At 32.9% G+C, this 19,073-nt stretch carries 17 protein-coding genes; 8 read left to right on the forward strand and 9 right to left on the reverse strand.

Features of this window, described 5'->3' with window-relative positions; all coding sequences use genetic code 11:
* Window positions 1-6: 6 nt before the first annotated feature.
* The 6 genes from VCM48_RS13110 to miaB form a co-directional block, all read right to left on the reverse strand.
* Window positions 7-282 (reverse strand): co-chaperone GroES, encoded by a 276-nt coding sequence (locus tag VCM48_RS13110; protein WP_274639169.1) that lies wholly within the window; start codon window positions 280-282, stop codon window positions 7-9.
* A gap of 163 nt (window positions 283-445) precedes the next feature.
* Window positions 446-790: a preprotein translocase subunit SecG gene (gene secG / locus VCM48_RS13115; RefSeq protein WP_047788559.1), complete on the reverse strand. Its 345-nt coding sequence runs from the start codon at window positions 788-790 to the stop codon at window positions 446-448.
* Complete coding sequence (locus tag VCM48_RS13120; RefSeq protein WP_482270793.1) at window positions 791-1,534, reverse strand: hypothetical protein; 744 nt, start codon at window positions 1,532-1,534, stop codon at window positions 791-793. It lies immediately after the preceding gene.
* A gap of 3 nt (window positions 1,535-1,537) precedes the next feature.
* The gene (locus tag VCM48_RS13125; protein WP_274639171.1) at window positions 1,538-2,044 is read right to left on the reverse strand and encodes an LptE family protein; all 507 of its coding nucleotides are present in this window, start codon (window positions 2,042-2,044) and stop codon (window positions 1,538-1,540) included.
* A 36-nt stretch (window positions 2,045-2,080) separates the two neighbouring features.
* The gene (locus tag VCM48_RS13130; protein ID WP_274639172.1) at window positions 2,081-3,313 is read right to left on the reverse strand and encodes a sigma-54 interaction domain-containing protein; all 1,233 of its coding nucleotides are present in this window, start codon (window positions 3,311-3,313) and stop codon (window positions 2,081-2,083) included.
* An 83-nt stretch (window positions 3,314-3,396) separates the two neighbouring features.
* Window positions 3,397-4,851, reverse strand: a complete 1,455-nt coding sequence (gene miaB, locus VCM48_RS13135; protein WP_482270794.1) for a tRNA (N6-isopentenyl adenosine(37)-C2)-methylthiotransferase MiaB — start codon at window positions 4,849-4,851, stop codon at window positions 3,397-3,399.
* Between the two features lie 199 nt (window positions 4,852-5,050).
* On the opposite strand from miaB, the gene topA reads away from it, so the two are divergent.
* The 7 genes from topA to VCM48_RS13170 all read left to right on the forward strand — a co-directional run bounded on the left by topA (window position 5,051) and on the right by VCM48_RS13170 (window position 14,507).
* On the forward strand, window positions 5,051-7,537 hold the full coding sequence (gene topA / locus VCM48_RS13140) for a type I DNA topoisomerase (RefSeq protein WP_482270795.1): 2,487 nt from the start codon (window positions 5,051-5,053) through the stop codon (window positions 7,535-7,537).
* A 58-nt stretch (window positions 7,538-7,595) separates the two neighbouring features.
* The gene (locus VCM48_RS13145) at window positions 7,596-8,756 is read left to right on the forward strand and encodes a formimidoylglutamase (protein WP_482270796.1); all 1,161 of its coding nucleotides are present in this window, start codon (window positions 7,596-7,598) and stop codon (window positions 8,754-8,756) included.
* 96 nt (window positions 8,757-8,852) lie between these two features.
* Window positions 8,853-10,232: a T9SS ring complex lipoprotein PorK/GldK gene (gene porK, locus VCM48_RS13150; RefSeq protein WP_274639176.1), complete on the forward strand. Its 1,380-nt coding sequence runs from the start codon at window positions 8,853-8,855 to the stop codon at window positions 10,230-10,232.
* 50 nt (window positions 10,233-10,282) lie between these two features.
* A complete protein-coding gene (gene porL / locus VCM48_RS13155; protein WP_274639177.1) occupies window positions 10,283-10,924 on the forward strand; it encodes a type IX secretion system motor protein PorL/GldL in 642 nt (213 codons plus the stop codon).
* Between the two features lie 43 nt (window positions 10,925-10,967).
* Entirely contained in the window at window positions 10,968-12,503 is a 1,536-nt protein-coding gene (porM, locus tag VCM48_RS13160) for a type IX secretion system motor protein PorM/GldM (protein WP_440120838.1), read from the forward strand.
* An 18-nt stretch (window positions 12,504-12,521) separates the two neighbouring features.
* Window positions 12,522-13,382: a type IX secretion system ring subunit PorN/GldN gene (gene porN, locus VCM48_RS13165; RefSeq protein ID WP_440120839.1), complete on the forward strand. Its 861-nt coding sequence runs from the start codon at window positions 12,522-12,524 to the stop codon at window positions 13,380-13,382.
* Window positions 13,383-13,457: 75 nt separating this feature from the next.
* On the forward strand, window positions 13,458-14,507 hold the full coding sequence (locus VCM48_RS13170) for an NAD(P)/FAD-dependent oxidoreductase (protein WP_482270797.1): 1,050 nt from the start codon (window positions 13,458-13,460) through the stop codon (window positions 14,505-14,507).
* Window positions 14,508-14,562: 55 nt separating this feature from the next.
* Here the strand turns inward: VCM48_RS13170 and VCM48_RS13175 are convergent, their stop codons facing one another.
* On the reverse strand, window positions 14,563-14,958 hold the full coding sequence (locus VCM48_RS13175) for a DUF983 domain-containing protein (protein ID WP_482270798.1): 396 nt from the start codon (window positions 14,956-14,958) through the stop codon (window positions 14,563-14,565).
* 119 nt (window positions 14,959-15,077) lie between these two features.
* Here VCM48_RS13175 and VCM48_RS13180 point away from each other — a divergent pair, with 119 nt between their 5' ends.
* A complete protein-coding gene (locus VCM48_RS13180; RefSeq protein WP_274639182.1) occupies window positions 15,078-16,994 on the forward strand; it encodes an ABC-F family ATP-binding cassette domain-containing protein in 1,917 nt (638 codons plus the stop codon).
* A 140-nt stretch (window positions 16,995-17,134) separates the two neighbouring features.
* Here the strand turns inward: VCM48_RS13180 and VCM48_RS13185 are convergent, their stop codons facing one another.
* Complete coding sequence (locus VCM48_RS13185; protein WP_482270799.1) at window positions 17,135-17,806, reverse strand: hypothetical protein; 672 nt, start codon at window positions 17,804-17,806, stop codon at window positions 17,135-17,137.
* A gap of 120 nt (window positions 17,807-17,926) precedes the next feature.
* Window positions 17,927-19,006 carry a DUF5677 domain-containing protein gene (locus tag VCM48_RS13190; RefSeq protein ID WP_482270800.1) on the reverse strand — a complete coding sequence of 360 codons (1,080 nt, stop codon included), beginning with the start codon at window positions 19,004-19,006 and terminating at the stop codon, window positions 17,927-17,929.
* Window positions 19,007-19,073 lie beyond the last annotated feature (67 nt).

A 19,073-nucleotide genomic window follows, 5' to 3' on the forward strand; every position in this document is an offset into this window, starting at 1 on the left:
GAAATTTTAGATAATAGCGAATATGTCGCTTTCTCTCATAATTAAATAATCTTTTCCTTCTAATTTAAGCTCAGTACCAGCGTACTTTCCGTATAAAACAGTATCACCAACTTTTACAGTTAAAGGCTCTTCTTTTGTTCCGTTTCCTACGGCTACGACAGTACCTTTTTGTGGTTTTTCCTTTGCGTTGTCAGGGATGATGATTCCTGATGCTGTAGTAGTTTCTGCTGCAGCTGGTTCAACAAGAACTCTGTCTGCTAAAGGTTTAATGTTTAATCCCATTTTATATATTTTGATTGATTAAATTAATTTTTACTGGTTAAGTTTTGTCAGAAATTATGCCATTAGATTTTAGCTGACAATTTTTCTAATAGATTAGGCTAATGCATAAAAAAAATGCCAACGTGTCATTTACGTTGGCATTTTATATTTTTTTTGTGAAAAACTACTGAGCGCTATCTTTAGCAGTATCTGTTGCTGCTGGTGTAGCAGGCGTAGTTGTAGTTTCAATATTGTTTAAAGTTTCATTTAATTGAGGAGCGTCAGCTGCATTACCTCTTGGAATAGCGAAGTTTGCTAATAAAATTAAAGCAAACATAGTAATAGCTAATGTCCAAGTAGTTCTGTCTAAAAAGCTATTTGTATTTTGTACACCTCCAATATTTTGAGCTCCACCGCCTCCAAATGATGAAGATAATCCTCCACCTTTAGGATTTTGAACCATTACAATTAAGATTAATGCTATTGCAACAATCAATATTAAAACTAAAAGTAAAGTATACGTTGTCATCTATTTATTGTTTTGTAAAATTTGTATTCTTTTAATTTGGTCTGCAAAGAAACCACTTTTTTCTGGATATTTCAAACTTAATATTTTATATGCTTGAATAGCACTGTCATATTTCTTTTGTTCTAAATATACCTTAGCTAAGGTTTCGGTAGCTAATTGGTTACTTTGTTGATTTTCGGATATCTTAATATCTGAGGTATTTGTTTTGCTAGGACGAGAAATCTTTGGAGCAGTTTCAATAAAACGATCAATAATAGCTTCATGTTCAGATTTAACAGGTACTTCTTTTATTTGCTTTTCTGAAGGTTGATTGTCTAAAGTTCTTACAATAGCTTTCTTTGATGAAAGTTGTAACCATTGATTGAAAGAAAAAGTTTCGTTTTGTGTGAAAGAAAGTGGTTTTCCAATAGCTAAATCTTCCTCCACAGCTGAAACTTTTGTTTGTTTTCTTTTTGGAAGAATTTTATCTTTTAAACTGGTTTTTTCTTCTTTTTTAGGAGTTTCTTTAAAAGCTTTTGAAGTAATAAAATCAAATAAAACAGTTCTATCACTGGTGTGAGATGCCGTTATTTTTAACTCGTTGTTGTATTTATAACTTTCTTGATTTTTTAAAATCTTTAAACGTAGCGCTTTAGCAGATTGAAAATAAGGATATTCTTGAATAATTGCAGAGATGTCCGAAAGATGTTCTTGCGAAATCAATTCAGGCTTTTCTAATAACTGTATGTATGTATCCTTATTCAAAAATTACCATTTTGCCACTGAGGCATTAAAAATATCTTGTGTAATACGCTCTAGAATCTCATCCAAGGCAGTTTCTAAAACTCCTCCAGTTAGTTGTTGGTTTGCTCCGTAATCGTAGTAAAAAGAAAAACGTTTTTCAAAATTATCTTTCTCTTCTAAAGCGTTTATAAAGTTTACATTTACTGTAATTGTTAATCGGTTTTGAGCAGCTGTTTGTTGAGCTGTTGCACTCATAGGTGTTATACGATAATCAACAATTTCACCAGAAAAATGTAGATCACCACCAGAATTAACCAAGGTTAAATTAGTTTGACGAGTGAATAAATCTTGTAAGTCTTGTGTGAATTTTTGACTAAGTATTGGTTCTACTAAAGGAGCTTGGTTAGGGAAAAAATCAACCTGAATTGTTTTTGCATTACCAGTATTACCTCCTGTAAAAGAATATGCTCCACAACCAATAATAGTTGTTAAACCAATAAATAACGATATTATATAAAGAGTTTTTTTCATTTAAAATTGGATGAGTTGTAAAAGTAAACAAATAGATTATAAATCATATTGTTTAATTTTTCTGTATAGAGTTCTTTCAGATATTCCTAGCTCCTTAGCAGCTAATTTACGCTTTCCGTTATTTTTTTCAAGAGACTTTTTTATCATTTCAATTTCTTTTTCTTGTAATGATAAGCTTTCATCTTCTTCAATGGTCTCTGCATAATCATACTCACTTTGGTGAGACGTAGATTTTGGTATTTGTACAACCTCTATGTTAGAAGCTTCCGATAAATCTTGATCTTGATATATGCGTTCGATTAAACGATGATTATCTTCTTGTACTTGTTCAGAGTCTCCGTTTTGCATTAAATCTAGCGTTAGCTTTTTTAGATCATTAATGTCATTACGCATATCAAACAAGATTTTATACATGATATCTCGTTCGTTAGCAAAGTCTGATTGACTTGTAGTTCTGCCACCTACAACAGCAGGTAGATTACTACGGTTTTCAGGTAAATATTGAATTAGTTTTTCAGGTGTAATTAGCCTATCTTCTTCAACTATTGATACTTGTTCAGCAATGTTTTTTAATTGACGAATGTTACCAGGAAAATGATAGTTCAATAAAACTTTTACTGCATTTTCATCAAGTCTTATAGTAGGCATTCGATATTTTTGCGCGAAATCCGCAGCAAATTTTCTAAATAATAAGTGAATGTCTTCTCCACGTTCTCTTAAAGGAGGTAGCGGAATTTCTATAGTACTTAAACGGTAATATAAATCTTCACGAAACTTCTCTTTAGAAATAGCTTCGTGCATATTTACGTTGGTTGCAGCTACAATACGAACATTTGTTTTTTGTACTTGAGAAGAGCCTACTTTTATAAATTCTCCATTTTCTAATACACGTAATAAACGTACTTGAGTAGTTAAAGGTAATTCACCAACTTCATCTAAAAAGATGGTACCACCATCAGCAACTTCAAAATAGCCTTTCCTTGTTTGTGTAGCTCCTGTAAAAGCTCCTTTTTCATGCCCGAATAATTCACTATCAATAGTTCCTTCAGGAATTGCTCCACAGTTTACAGCAATATATTTTGCATGTTTTCTGTGTGATAATTGGTGAATAATTCTTGGGATATTTTCTTTTCCAACACCACTTTCACCAGTAACAAGTACTGAAATATCGGTAGGGGCAACACGAATCGCTTTTTCAATAGCGCGATTTAGTTGCACATCGTTACCGATAATGCCAAAGCGTTGTTTTATAGCTTGTAAATTTTCCATTTCTTTCTTTAGAATAGAAAAAAAAGAATAGAGAGAAAAGATTGTGTCTTTTTTTCTTTCCTTTAGACTCTTTTTTCTAAAAATTAATTATTGTCTGAGTACCCAACAGCCTTACCTTTTAAGGTTGTAGAAGTACAATCTTCAATCTTTACATTTACAAAATCTCCCATTTTATAATGTTCCTTAGGGAAAACAACAACGGTATTTTGTGTATTACGACCTTTCCATTCATTTTCGTTTCTTTTTGAAGTTCCTTCAATTAAAACTTCCTGAATTTTTCCTACATGTTCTTTAGCTCTGTATAAACTATGTTCTTGTTGTAGGTCGATAATTTCTTGTAAACGACGTTTTTTGATAGCTAATGGAACATCATCTTCCATTTTTTTAGCAGCTAAGGTTCCCGGTCTTTCTGAATATGCAAACATAAATCCGAAGCTATATTTTACATAGTTCATCATGTCTAAGGTGTCAAGATGGTCTTCTTCTGTTTCTCCACAGAAACCAGCAATCATATCTTGACTTAAAGCCATTTCAGGAACAATTTTGTAGATATTGTCAACCAACTCCATGTATTCTTCACGAGTATGTTGACGATTCATAGCTTCTAACATATTGTTACTTCCACTTTGAACAGGTAAGTGAATATATTTACAAATGTTTTGGTGTTTAGCCATAACATGAATTACATCCAGAGTCATATCTTGCGGATTCGATGTAGAAAAACGAAAACGCATTTTTGGAAATTCAGTAGCACACATATCTAATAATTGTGCAAAATCTACAGCAGAAGCTTGTGCTAATTCCGAAGCCTTTTTAAAATCTTTTTTCAATCCGCCACCATACCATAAGTAAGAATCTACATTCTGACCTAGTAAAGTAATTTCTTTGAAGTTCTTTTCTTGCATACTACGGATTTCTTCAATAATACTCTTTGGGTCACGGCTACGCTCACGACCACGAGTAAAAGGAACCACACAGAATGTACACATATTATCACAACCACGAGTAATTGAAACAAATGCAGAAACTCCATTAGAGTTTAAACGAACAGGAGAAACATCGGCATATGTTTCTTCCTTTGATAAAATTACATTTACAGCATCACGACCAGCATCAACTTCTTCAATTAAGTTAGGTAAGTCTCTATATGCATCAGGGCCTACAACTAAATCAACGATTTTTTCTTCCTCTAAAAATTTCTCTTTCAATCGTTCAGCCATACAACCCAACACACCAACTTTCATCGTTGGGTTTGTTTTTTTAACAGCGTTGTATTTTTGAAGTCTATTACGAACTGTGGTTTCAGCTTTTTCACGAATAGAGCAGGTGTTAACCAGTACAAGATCTGCATCTTCCAAGTTTTGTGTGGTGTTAAAACCTTGTTCAGCTAAAATTGACGCCACAATTTCGCTATCGTTCATATTCATTTGACAACCATAGCTTTCTATAAAAAGCTTTTTGCTGTTTCCTTCTTTGTGTTCTGTAACAAGGGCTTTTCCTTGTTTTTTCTCATCAATTACTTTCTCTACGTGTTCCATAAATCCTTAAATCGTACTAAAATAGGCTGCAAAGATACAACCAAAAAGTGTAATTTGTGACAAATTGACATGGATAGTTTTTTTAAGAAAAAGTAAAATTTTGTTAAAAATAACCCATTAAAAAAAAACTATATACTTTTGCAAACCGAATTATGCCTATATTAATAAGGTGTAAAATGAGATAAGAGATATAAGACGTATGGCAAAAAATTTAGTAATAGTTGAGTCACCTGCTAAAGCAAAAACGATAGAGAAGTTTTTAGGAAAGGACTTTCAGGTTGAATCGAGTTTCGGACACATTGCAGACTTACCATCTAAAGAGTTAGGTGTAGATGTAGAAGGAGATTTCAAACCGAAGTATATAGTTTCTACTGATAAAAAAGCGGTGGTAAAGAAACTTAAAGACTTAGCAAAGAAAGCAGAAACTGTTTGGTTAGCATCCGATGAAGACCGCGAGGGAGAGGCTATAGCATGGCACTTAGCGGAACAATTAAAGTTGAAAGATGAAAACACTAAACGTATTGTTTTTAACTCTATTACTAAAAATGCAATTTTAAAAGCAATAGAAAATCCACGCACAATTAATTATAACTTAGTTGATGCACAACAAGCACGACGTGTGTTAGATAGAATAGTGGGGTATGAATTGTCTCCTGTTTTATGGAGAAAAGTTAAACCAGGTCTGTCAGCAGGTAGAGTGCAATCGGTAGCTGTACGTTTAATTGTGGAGCGTGAAAGAGAGATTGAAGATTTTACACCAGTAGCTTCTTACAGAGTTGACGCAGAATTTATAAATGCAGAAGGGAAAAAGTTTAAAGCAAAGCTTGCAAAAAATTTCTCAACAAAAAAAGAAGCAGAAGATTTCTTAAACTCTTGTTTAGGAGCAGAATTCTCTGTAGCTGATTTACAAAAAAAACCTGCAAAAAAATCTCCGGCACCGCCATTTACAACATCTACGTTACAGCAAGAAGCATCAAGGAAATTAGGCTTTCCTGTTGCTAAAACTATGATGGTAGCGCAACGTTTGTATGAAGCGGGGTTAATAACCTACATGAGAACAGATAGTGTAAATTTATCTGATGATGCAAAGAATGCAGCTCAAGCAGAAATTATAGCTTCTTATGGGGAAGAATATAGTAAGCCACGTAATTATGCAACAAAATCAAAAGGAGCACAGGAAGCTCACGAGGCGATTCGTCCAACAAATATGGAGAATCACGAAATTACAGGTGAGTATGATCAAACAAGATTGTATAGCTTAATTTGGAAACGTACGTTAGCTTCACAAATGAGCGAAGCTCAGTTAGAGCGTACCGTGGTAAAAATAGACAACGATAAGAATAAGAAACAGTTTACTGCAAACGGAGAGGTAATCACTTTTGAAGGTTTCTTAAAAGTATATTTAGAAGGTACCGATAATGAAGAAGAGGAACAAGCAGGAATGTTACCTAGAATGGAGGTTAAAGAGCCATTAATTAATGAGTTAATTACAGCAACTGAACGATATACACGACCACCAGCAAGATTTTCAGAAGCAGCTTTAGTAAAGCGTTTAGAAGAGTTAGGTATAGGTCGTCCTTCTACATACGCACCAACCATTTCAACTATTCAAAGAAGAGATTATATTGAGAAAGGCACCGTAGAAGGAAAAGAAAGAAATTATACGCAGTTAAGTTTAGCAAATCAAGAAGTATCAGAGCAAGTTTTAACTGAGAAGGTAGGTTCTGATAAAGGAAAGTTAGTTCCAACAGATATTGGAAATATTGTAAATGATTTCCTAGTTGCTAATTTCGATACTATTTTAGACTACGGGTTTACAGCTAAAGTAGAAAATGAATTTGATGAAATTGCTGAAGGAAAAGAAGACTGGACAGCAATGATTAAAGATTTCTATAAAAACTTTCATGTTGTTGTAGAAGATGTTGCCGCAAATGCAGAAAGAGCAAAAGGAGAGCGTTTATTAGGGGTTGATCCAGAGAGTGGTAAGAATGTTTATGTGCGTTTAGGACGTTACGGAGCAATGGTGCAGATAGGAGAAGCAACGGATGAAGAAAAGCCTCGTTTTGCAAGTTTACAAGGAGATCAAACAATGAATTCCATAACCTATGAAGAAGCGATGGATTTGTTTAAGTTACCAAAAACATTAGGAGACTACGAAGAGAAAGAGGTTGTTGTAGCTAATGGAAGATTTGGGCCTTATATTAAATTTGACGGTAAATATGTATCGTTAGATAAAGGTGAAAATCCAATGTCTGTAGACATGGATAGAGCTATTGAGTTAATTGAAGCAAAAAGGAAAGCAGATGCTCCTATTGGAGAATATGAGGGTATGCCAATTCAAAAAGGAGTTGGACGTTTTGGACCTTTTATTAAATGGAATTCTATTTTTATCAACGTAAATAAAAAATACGATTTTGATAATTTAAGTCAGGCAGATTTAGAAGAATTAATAGAAGATAAAAAACGAAAAGAGCGTGAAAAGCTAATTCACAACTTTGAAGAAGTTGGTATTCGCGTAGAGAAAGCACGTTGGGGACGTTTTAATGTGATAAAAGGAAAGATAAAAGTAGAGCTCCCTAAAACCACAGAAATAGAAAAACTAACACAAGAAGAGGCTGTTAAAATAATAGAGGCAAAAATGCCAAAGAAAAAAGCAACCAAAAAGAAAGCTGCCAAAAAAAAATAAAGAAGCTTTCAGAAAAAAAATAGTTTAGTATATTGCGACACTTAAATTCCCCCTTATAATGAATATAGACTTCTTTACACCTATTGAAGATTCTGTAGCTGCTCACGTAGTTTTACAGCCATCTTCTGCGTTGGGAAGAAATATTCAACTTCATACTGTTCAAGATGGTTTTCCAGATTTGACAGAGGTTTCTATAGCTATTTTAGGGGTAAAAGATGATAGAGGTGCAGTAAATAATTTTGGTAGTGGTAAAGAACTACATGAAATTCGTAAGCACTTGTATCAACTATTTCCTGGGAATTGGCATACAACAATAGTTGATTTAGGGAATATAGAAAAAGGTAATACTTTAGAAGATACCTATTTTGCTGTTAAATCATCAGTAGCATCCTTACTGAAAAAAAATATACTTCCAGTAATAATTGGTGGAGGACAAGATTTAACTTATGCGAATTATAGAGCTTATGATGAGTTAGAGCAAACAGTGAATTTAGTAGCTGTAGACAGTCGATTTGATTTAGGTACTATAGAAGAAGAGCTAAGTTCAAGATCATATGTGAGTAGAATTGTTATGGAAGAACCAAACAATTTATTTAATTTTAGTAATATTGGTTATCAAACATACTTTAACTCACAAGAAGAAATTAACTTACTAGATAAGTTGTATTTCGATGCTTATAGGTTAGGACAGGTGAAAGATGTGACGTTGGTTGAACCTATAATGCGTGATGCAGATGTTGTAAGTATAGACATAGGTAGTGTTCGACAAAGTGAAGCCCCTGCTAATCAAAATGCCTCACCTAATGGGTTTTATGGAGAGGAAATATGTGCCATTGCACGTTATGCAGGAATTAGTGATAAAGTAACATCTTTTGGTATATATGAGTATAACAGTAATTTAGACTCAAATAGTCAAACAGCAAATTTAATAGCTCAAATAATTTGGTACTTCATAGAAGGAGTGAATTCAAGAGCTAAAGATTACCCATTTGCAACAAAAGAAAGTTATCAGAAATTTACGGTGCTTTTGAATGATGACGACCCAATAAACTTTTATAAAAGTGATAAAAGTGGTCGTTGGTGGATGGAAATAAATTTAATATCGAATAATAAACACAAAAGACATGCGTTAATACCATGTAACTATCGAGATTATGAACAAGCGTTGCAGCAAAAAACACCAGAGAGGTGGTATAAAGCATTACAAAAGCTTGTTTAGGAGAAAGTTGTATGTTCTGTAAAAAATAATAACTCGTAATTGTTTTTTAATAAAAAAAATAATAGGTTTACGCCTCTTTTATAAGAAAGATATAATATGAAAAAAATAACAGTACTTGCATTGTTAGCATCTATCATCTACTCTTGTGGTTCAAGTGGAGATAGAGGAGAATTGGTAGGAGTAAAGTCTAAAAGAAAATGGTTTGCGGAGAAACCATATGGAATGGCTAAAATCCCAGGAGGATCTTTTACTATGGGTAAACAAGATGAAGATCCTATGGGAGCTATGAACGCCCCAACTAAGACTGTTACTGTACAACCATTTTATATGGATGAAACAGAAATAACGAATAGTGAGTATAAAGCATTTGTTCATTGGGTAAGAGACTCTATTACAAGAACTAAATTAGCCTACCAGGCAGAGTTTGCTTCTTTAGGAGGAGATGATGTAGCTAGTACAGGTAAAAACGCACAAGGAATTCAATTATACGCTTTTGGATCAAAAGATACAGTAAATGAAACTCCGTATGAAAAATATATGCGTGAAAATTACTACGAGTTAGGAGAAGGGTTAGACTCTTTGAAGCCATTAAATTGGGAAGAGGAACTTATTTGGGATTCTCAAGAGTATCCTGATGCAGATTATGTAGAAGTAATGGATTCTCTGTATATAAAGAAAGATGAAGCTTTAAATGGAATTAGAACATTCAATACAAAGTTATTAAACTATAGATACTACTGGTTCGATAATGAAGCTGCAGCTAGAACAGGTAAAAATAGAAAAGACTTCTTAAGAGACGAGGTTATTAATGTTTACCCAGATACAACAGTATGGATTAAAGATTTTAACTATTCATATAATGATCCAATGCATCAAGAATACTTTGGACACAAGGCATATGAAAACTATCCTGTGGTTGGAGTGACATGGAATCAAGCAAAAGCATTTTGTCACTGGAGAACTCAAACAAAAAACAACTTCCAAAGATCAAGAAAAAAATTAGGTTTAGTACCAGCATTCAGATTACCAACTGAAGCTGAATGGGAATATGCTGCCCGTGGTGGTTTAGACTATGGTAAATACCCTTGGGGGGGACCAAGTACAACAAGCGATAGAGGATGTTTCTTAGCCAACTTTAAGCCAGTTCGTGGTGATTATGCTGCAGATGGTGCTTTATATACAGTTGAAGCTATGTCATACAACCCTAATGAGTACGGACTGTTTAATATGGCAGGTAATGTTTCTGAATGGACAAATACAGCTTATAACCAAATGTCTTACTACATGGGATCTACAATGAACCCTAACGTAGAGATAAAAGAAAACAGAAGAAAGATTATCCGTGGAGGATCTTGGAAAGATGTAGCATACTTTTTAGAAGTAAGTTCTCGTGATTGGGAATATGCAGATACAGCAAGAAGTTATATCGGGTTTAGAACAGTACAAGATTATTTAGGTACCAATAAAAGTAATTAACAAGAAAACAAGAATAAATATTAATCCCCAAAATTTAAAAATCAAGAATTATGGCACAATCAAAATCAACGAAGAAAATGTTCAATATGGCTTACGGTTTAGGAGCCGCAGTAGTTATCATTGGAGCATTATTTAAAATTTTACACTGGCCTTTTGGAAATGAAGTATTAATGGTAGGTATGATTGTTGAAGCAGCAGTTTTCGCATTGTCAGCGTTTGAAGCAGTTGAAGACGATTTAGATTGGACAAAAGTATACCCAGAGTTAGCAGATGGTCAATCATTAGGAGGTAAAAAAGGTAAAGAAGCATCTCCAGAAGAAGCACAAAGCATGTTATCTCAAAAATTAGATAATATCTTAAGTGAAGCTAAATTAGATGCTCAATTAGTATCTCGTTTAGGAGATAGCATTAAAAACTTCCAAGGAGCAGTAGAGCCATTAGCTTCAGCTTCTCAATCAATTTCAGCTACTAATAGCTATAATGAGCAAATGTCTAGAGCAGCAGCTCAAATGGAGTCTTTAAATAGTTTATATCAAACACAAGTAGAAAATGCTAGTAAACAAGCTGATTTAAATTCTGCTATGGTAGAAAATTCTCAACGTTTACAAGAGCAAATGCAGTCATTAGCAACAAACTTATCTTCATTAAATGGAGTTTATGGAGGAATGTTAACTGCAATGTCTAACAAATAATTAATTAGTTTATCTAATTTATTAACTAAACAAACTAATTAATATGGCAGGAGGACAACTATCACCAAGGCAGAAGATGATTAACCTTATGTACTTAGTGTTTATTGCAATGTTAGCAATGAACATGAGTAAAGAGGTATTATCAGCCTTTGGATTAATGAATGAAAAGTTAACAGTAGCAAACGAAAAGGCTACTGAGAAAAATAAAACAGCTTACGAAACGTTAGCTCAAAAAGCAGCTGAACAAGCTAAACAATATGGTGAAGCTAAAGAGAAAACTGATAAGTTAAAAGTAGCTGCAGATGAATTATATGCTTATGTAGGAGATTTAAAAAGCCAGATGACTGGTGATTTAGAAGATAAGCAAGCATATGAAACAATGGATAAGTCTAAGTTTTTAGATGAGCTATTCTTTAAAGGGGGTAAAATATCAAAAGCAGGACAAGAGTTTGTTGCTAAGATAGATGCTTTCAGAAATGATGCAGTAACTGCTTTAGAAGGTACAGAAGTAGCAGGTGTTATAGCTGCTCGTTTTAATACTGATAAAGTAGAAAATAAAGATGGTAAGAAAATTGACTGGTTAAAATATCATTTTGAAGGATTTCCTTTAATTGCATCTTTAACTAAGTTAACTCAAATTCAAGCAGATATTAAAGCTACTGAATCTGATGCTTTAACAGCTTTATTACAAGGAGAGTTACAAAGTGCTGTGTCTATGACCAAGTATGAAGCAATGGTTGTTTTTGACAAGAGTGCTTATTATCCAGGAGAAAACTTATCTGGTAGAATTGTATTAGGTAAAAAAGACCCTAATTTAACTGCAGAAAAAGTTATTATCAACGATGAAGAAGTTGAGCAAGAAAAAATTCAAGCAGGGCAGGTAATTTTAGATGGACCAGCAGGAAATGTTGGAGATAAGGAGTTAAAAGGAGAGTTCCAATTTAAAGAAGGAGATTCTATTGTAAAGATAGATATCAAAGGAGCTTATGCAGTAATTCCTAGACCAAATGAGGCTTTAGTTTCTGCAGATAAAATGAACGTGGTATATCGTGGTTTAGCTAACCCGTTAACTATCTCTATTCCAGGAGTACCAGGAAACAAAGTTTCTGCAAGAGCTCCAGGATTAAAAAGAGTTAGAGGAGATAAGTATACTATGTATCCAGGTAAAGGAAGTGAAGTTAACATCGTAGTTACAGGAACTCCAACTGGAGCATCAAAAGGTGTACGTTCTGTTAAGAAATTTAGAATTAAAGACATACCACCAGCTGTAGGTATGGTAAGAGGTCAATATGGTACTGTAAAAATGCCCAAAGCAAGTTTAGGAAGAATAAGTGTTGCTGCAGGTTTACCAGATTTCTTATTCGATTTAAAACTAAACGTATCTAGCTTTAAAATTAAAGTACCAGGTCAAGTTGCAATCCCTGTAAGCGGAAGAGGTTTAAACTCTAGAGCAAAAGCAGCAATTAGTAAGGCAAGAAGACATGATGTTATTACGATTTTTGATATCAAAGCATCAGTTTCTGGATCTAATTATAGAATCAAGAAAGTATTGCCTGTTAGTGTAGAAATTACAAATTAATAAGTAAAATAAGAAAGTATGAATTGGAAGCGTTTTTATATGGTTTTATTCGCGTTTGCGGCAACAAGCTATGCAAGTGCACAAGCTAACCTTTTAAATGCTAAAAAGGTAGATGAAATTGGAGTTAAATCTGAAGCTCAAATCGCTTCAGAAGATGACAAACCACTTCCTTATGGCTATATTAGTGATAGAGATGTATTGTGGTCTAAAGTGGTGTGGGAGTATGTAGATTTAAACCAAAAAATAAATCTTCCTTATTACTACCCAATTGATACTATGAATGCTGGGTTAACTAGACGTTCTCTATTTGATACTCTTTTAAAAGGTATTAAAAATGGTGAAATAACAGAGGTTTATAATGACTCTTATTTTACTACTAAAATAGGAATGGAAGAGGTTAAAATGATGACGTATAACGAACGTCAAAATGGAGATTATATAGATCCTTATTTTGTAAAATCTGAAGATATCAAAGGATATATGCTAAAAGGTATTTGGTATTTTGACAAACGTCAAGGTGAATTAAAGTATCGTTTATTAGCATTAGCACCTATGGGGCCAGATGTACAGGTAATGGGAGTAGAAGAAATTGATGATAGTGAAAATGTATATGAGCTATTTTGGGTGTTTTTCCCAGCAGCTAGACAAACATTACATGAATCAAAAGTATTTAATCCAGAAAATTCAGCACAACCACTTTCTTATGATAACTTGTTAAATGCAAGACGCTTTAACTCAACTATTTTGAAAGAAGAGAATATTTATGGAGATAGATCTATAAAAGATTATGTTCGTGGAAACTCTTTATTCCAGTTGTTAGAAGCAAATAGAATTAAAGAAGGTATCCGTAATAGAGAAATGGATATGTGGAATTATTAATATTCCTTTCTATATAAACAAAAAAGAGCTTGCATTGCAAGCTCTTTTTTGTTGTAATAATAGTACTTTTGAACTATGAATAAAGAGGTAGATTATATTATTGTTGGTTTAGGCTTATCAGGAATAGCTTTTGCAGAACAATTAATTAAAAATAATAAAAGCTTTATAGTTTTTGAAAACAACTCACAAGTTTCTTCTGTAGTTGCTGGTGGAGTATACAATCCTGTAATTTTAAAACGATTTACACCGGTTTGGAATGGGCATGAACAATTAGAAAAAGCAATTCCTTTTTATCAAGAATTAGAAGAAAAGTTACAAGTTACTTTAGATTATAAATTTACCACTAAAAAAGTATTCACCAGTGTAGGAGATGAAAATAATTGGTTCATAGCTTCTGATAAACCTATGTTGTCTTACTATATGAATCCAAAAATTTCAAAAGAAAAAATCAAAGGAGTTATAGGAGACTATGGATTTGGAGAACTAAAGGGTACAGGGAGAGTTGACACGCCTTTATTAGTGAAAGTCTATAAAGAATATATCAAATTATTAAAAAGTCTCGTAGAGAAAGCTTTTGACTATTCAAAAGTAGAGATTTTAGAAGATAAAGTCAGCTATGATAACATCACGGCAAAAAGAATAGTGTTTAGTGAAGGGTTTGGTTTGAAGAAAAATCCATTTTTTAATTATTTGCCTCTAAATGGAACTAAAGGAGAAACCATAACAATTCATGCTCCCGAACTACAAATAGATTTTTTATTAAAAGGAAGTGTTTTTGTTATGCCATTAGGTAATGATACTTATAAAGTAGGAGCAACTTTTAATTGGACAGACAAAACTTCTATTCCAACTGTAGAGGGTAGAAAAGAATTAAAAGAAAAACTACAAAAAATAATATCGGTTCCATATACCGTTATCGAACAATCAGCAGGAATACGTCCTACGGTAAAAGACAGACGACCTCTAGTAGGAAAACATCCACAATACCCTAAATTAGCTGTTTTAAACGGTTTAGGAACGAGAGGTGTAATGATTGCACCAACAGTTGCCGAAAACTTGTTCAATCATCTAGAAAAGGGTGAAGAATTGGATAAAGAAATAAATATAAAAAGGTTCGTTGAATAACGAACCTTTTTATATTGTTATATTTTAGGAAATAGTAAGATTATTCCTCGTAGAATTATTTTTCTGATTGTAATTCTTTAGCGTCCTTTTTATAACTCACAAAAAGGTTTATCCAAATAATTCTTGAAAGTCTTAGTGTAATAGGTGTTAATATTAATGAAACAACTATTATAGCTATAAAACTATGCAAAATTGATAAGCCAATAAACATTTTAGCAATAATAAAAATAGCAACAAAAAGAGCCACGGCAAGTGCATAATTTACGTACATGGCACCAAAGAAAAAAGAAGGTTCCATCATATATTTTAAATTACATTTAGGACAATTTTCGTGTAAAGTTGTAACTTTTTTCGGGTTGAAGTTAAGCTTGTATTTAAAAAAATTTCCCTCATGGCAACGAGGACATTTATTATTAAAAATACTATACAGTTTACTTCCTTTTCCAAACATTTCTTCTAGGTATTAAGTTCAATTAACTATTTGCTTTTTGTAAGTTTGCACAAATTTCAACAAAAATAAAACTCTCGTTTGTAACTCTAGTTACAAAACCAAAGTAATTTGCTAAAAATATGTTAAACGTACACGATGTATCAGTTTCATTTATGGGAACAGATTTGTTCTCAGGAATCACCTTTAAACTAACAAAAGGAGATAGAATAGGATTGATAGGAAAAAATGGAGCAGGAAAATCTACTTTACTAAAAGTGCTATCAAAAGATATTGAGAGCAGTGGAGGGACGTTAGCGTTTGATAAAGATGTACGTATTGGTTTTTTACGTCAGGATATTGATTTTGTACACGGAAGAACTATTTTAGAAGAAGCTTACCAAGCATTTACTGAAATAAAAGAAATTGAGTTAGAGTTAGACGAGATAAACAGACAATTAGCTGAAAGAACCGATTATGAAAGTGAAGCATACAATCAGTTAATTATTGATTTAAATGAAAAAACTGAACGTTACGAATTACTAGGAGGATACAACTATCAGGGTGAAACTGAAAAGATTTTACAAGGACTAGGATTTCAACGAGAAGATTTTGATAAACTAACAGATACGTTTTCTGGAGGTTGGCGTATGCGTATTGAGTTAGCAAAATTACTTTTACAAAATAATGATATTTTATTACTTGATGAGCCCACTAACCACTTAGATATTGAATCTATTATTTGGTTAGAGAACTTCTTAAAAAACTATGCAGGAGCCATCGTACTAGTGTCGCATGATAAAATGTTTTTGGATAATGTAACCAACCGTACTATAGAAATTTCTTTAGGACAAATTTACGATTATAAAAAGCCATATACAGAGTTTTTAAAGTTACGAGCTGAAATCAAAGAAAAGCAATTACAAGCGCAAAAAAATCAACAAAAAGAAATAGAACACACTGAAAAGCTGATTGAGAAGTTTAGAGCTAAAGCCAACAAAGCTTCCATGGCACAATCCCTTATTAAAAAACTTGATAAGGTTGAACGTATTGAAGTAGATCAGGACGATAATGCAGTAATGAATGTCCGCTTTGCTATTTCGAAAGAACCTGGTAAAATTATAGTTGAAGCAGAGGATTTAGCTAAAAGCTACGGCGAAAAAGAGGTGTTGAAGGATGTTAACTTATTGATTGAGCGTAATAGCAGAATTGCTTTTGTTGGTCAAAACGGACAAGGAAAATCTACTTTAGCCAAAATGATGGTAGGAGAAATTCCATTTGAAGGAAATCTTAAGCTAGGACATAATGTTGAAATAGGATATTTTGCTCAGAATCAATCGGAAGAATTACCACCTGAGAAGACAGTGTTGGAAATTATGGAAGATGCTGCGAATGATACCAATCGTGTAAAGGTGAGAGACATGTTAGGAGCCTTTTTGTTTGGTGGAGAAGCAGTAGACAAAAAAGCAAAGGTACTATCAGGGGGAGAAAGGAATCGTTTAGCATTGTGCAAGCTGTTATTGTCGCCTTTTAATGTGCTAATAATGGATGAGCCTACCAACCACTTAGATATTGCCTCAAAAAATGTACTGAAAAAAGCACTACAAAATTTTGATGGAACCTTAATCGTTGTATCTCACGACCGTGATTTCTTACAAGGATTAACCACTACTGTTTACGGATTTAAAGACCGAGAAATAAAAGAATATTTAGGCGATATTGATTATTTCTTAGAGCAACACAAAATGGAAAGTTTACGTGATGCTGAGAAAAAAACTGTAGTAAAGGCAGAAAAGGATACTTCTAAAAAAGAAGCCTATCAACTATCTAAAGAACAAGAAAAGGAGCTTAAAAAGTTAAAAAATAGGCTGAATAAAATTGAAACACAAATCGCAGATTTAGAAGCTGAAATAGAAAAAATAGATTTAGAGTTAGCTCAAAACTATGATGAAGTGTCTTCACGTCCTAATTTCTTTGAAAACTACAAAGCTAAAAAAGCAAAAGTAGACGAACTGATGGAAGAGTGGGAGCAAGTAGAGGAGCAGGTAGCTGGTTTTTAACGTATTTGTGTATGATTTTTTGCGTGAAAAGGACGCGAGTCGTTTTACGTTGATGTGGAAAGATAATTAATAAGATTGAATTTCCGATTAGGAAATTCAGCCGCAATTAATTATACATTTTGTTGTACACCGTTTTTTATTTAATGCTCGTGATTTTCTTTTATCAATTCGTTAAAAGAGAGTGTCAACAGTTTGGATAACCTTTCATTTTCAGCTTTTACTACTGGTAGAAGCATTTTATAAAAGTGTTTATTCTGTTCATTGTCAGGATATGGTCCATCAAAGATGAATCTAAAGACACTTTTTATTTCCGAATCAGACTTTTTTGAAAGAGCTTTACAAGCAGGTTTGGAATTATAGTACAAATGTAGTCCAAAACCAAATGCTTCTCTTATTTTGTCAGCCTGCCAATATCCATCAATACAGATGTTAACATATTTATTATAGTATTTGTCGGTAGGAATTGATTTTAATTGACAGAAAAATCCTATGTGTGAGTCTGAGCTTACATAAGATTTAACTTTTCGAGGAATTTTCGAAAGATATAGAGGTGCTGGTTTATTTTTATAGCCGAAAATAGAGTCCATAATTGCGTATGAGCTTGGAAAAGCATCAAAAAATTTACTTTCCCATTCATTTTTATTACTAGTGTTTCCTGATATTGCTTTAAGTACAAATTGATGTATTGAATCAGCTTGAACTTGAATTGATTCAAAAGGGTAGTGTTTAAAATGACTTTCAGTTTGAGCTGCACATAGATTTATTGTTAAGAATATAGAAATAATCGAAAAGTATGTTTTTGTGGTTTTCATATTTTTTCAAATGGTGTACAACGGTCTTGTATATGAAAAGTAACGGATTTTATGCACTAATTTTTAGTTTATAACTGACCTTTAATTTATTTATTTTCTTCCAATTAAGCGATTAAACCGCTATTTTTTATATACGTTGTTGTGCGTAGTATTTCTTAATTCATCTTCTTCTGCTTCTATTTTCTTCTGTATTCTAACAAATTCTTCACTTAACTCATCTAACATATTCATTCCGATTTTTATATATAAAGAGTCTTCCAAATAAGTATCGAATTCTGATAATGTTAAAGTAGTCTGAAAAAGAGAAAACGCTGTATTTTGTCCAGGGTCAGCAAAACCATAATTACTCGGTCCGGCTAACATTACTTCATTACTGTCGTACTGTCCAAGTGTGAATATAAATCCTTTTGCGCCAGAATGTACAGAATTATTGGCCATTTTATAGAATGAGCGCATATATTTAAACTCTATTGTTTCTTCTATGCCAGCAAAATTCCATTTTCTTTTAGGAAGAATATCTCCAACCCAGCCATAAAGTTTTCCAAAATCATTTCCATATTTCTCCTTTTGTGCTTCGACCAAATTTTTAGATTCTTCTATTTCTTCTTCTGAAAGCGGTTCATATCCAAGTCGTTCACAATTTTTTTGATACTCTAATGTCTCAAAATAATTTTCTACGAAATAGTAGTCCAAGTATCTTTGACAAAGTTCTTCTGTTCCTTTTTCTAAAAAGTTTGCGAGAACTGATATTTCATACAGACTTCTCCATCTAGCCATTGCTCCATCAGCAAAACCTCCTTTAATTAATTCCAGTATTTCACAAGCTATTTGACATGACCTTGCGTGTAATCTTAAAAGAGTTTCAAATTTAACATCGTTTGGATTTTCTTGTCTGTATGAATCGGACACTATAACTCCATATTCTAAATTAAATGAGATGAAGATTTCTAATTGGTCAATTGCAGATTTCCAAGTCTTATTTAGTCTCTTCCTGAATTTTGAAATATCCTTTCTGTTTTGTTTGAGAATCGTTTTTGATTTCTTGTGAACTTGTTTTTCAAACATTGTAATTATCGAGGGCATTGATTCTTCAATGATTTCAGATAATTTCTCAATATTTTCATCAGTATATTCGAAACCAGGTCTAGCTTTTTCTAGCGATTTTTGGAAAAGTTTTTCTAGCCAATCTCTTTCTTGCATTCTGATAAATTTTGATGGTCAATATTACGCACAACATGTCATAAAAGAAATAAAAGTTCTGTTATCC

Source organism: Tenacibaculum sp. DPLXC6 (assembly GCF_056815515.1).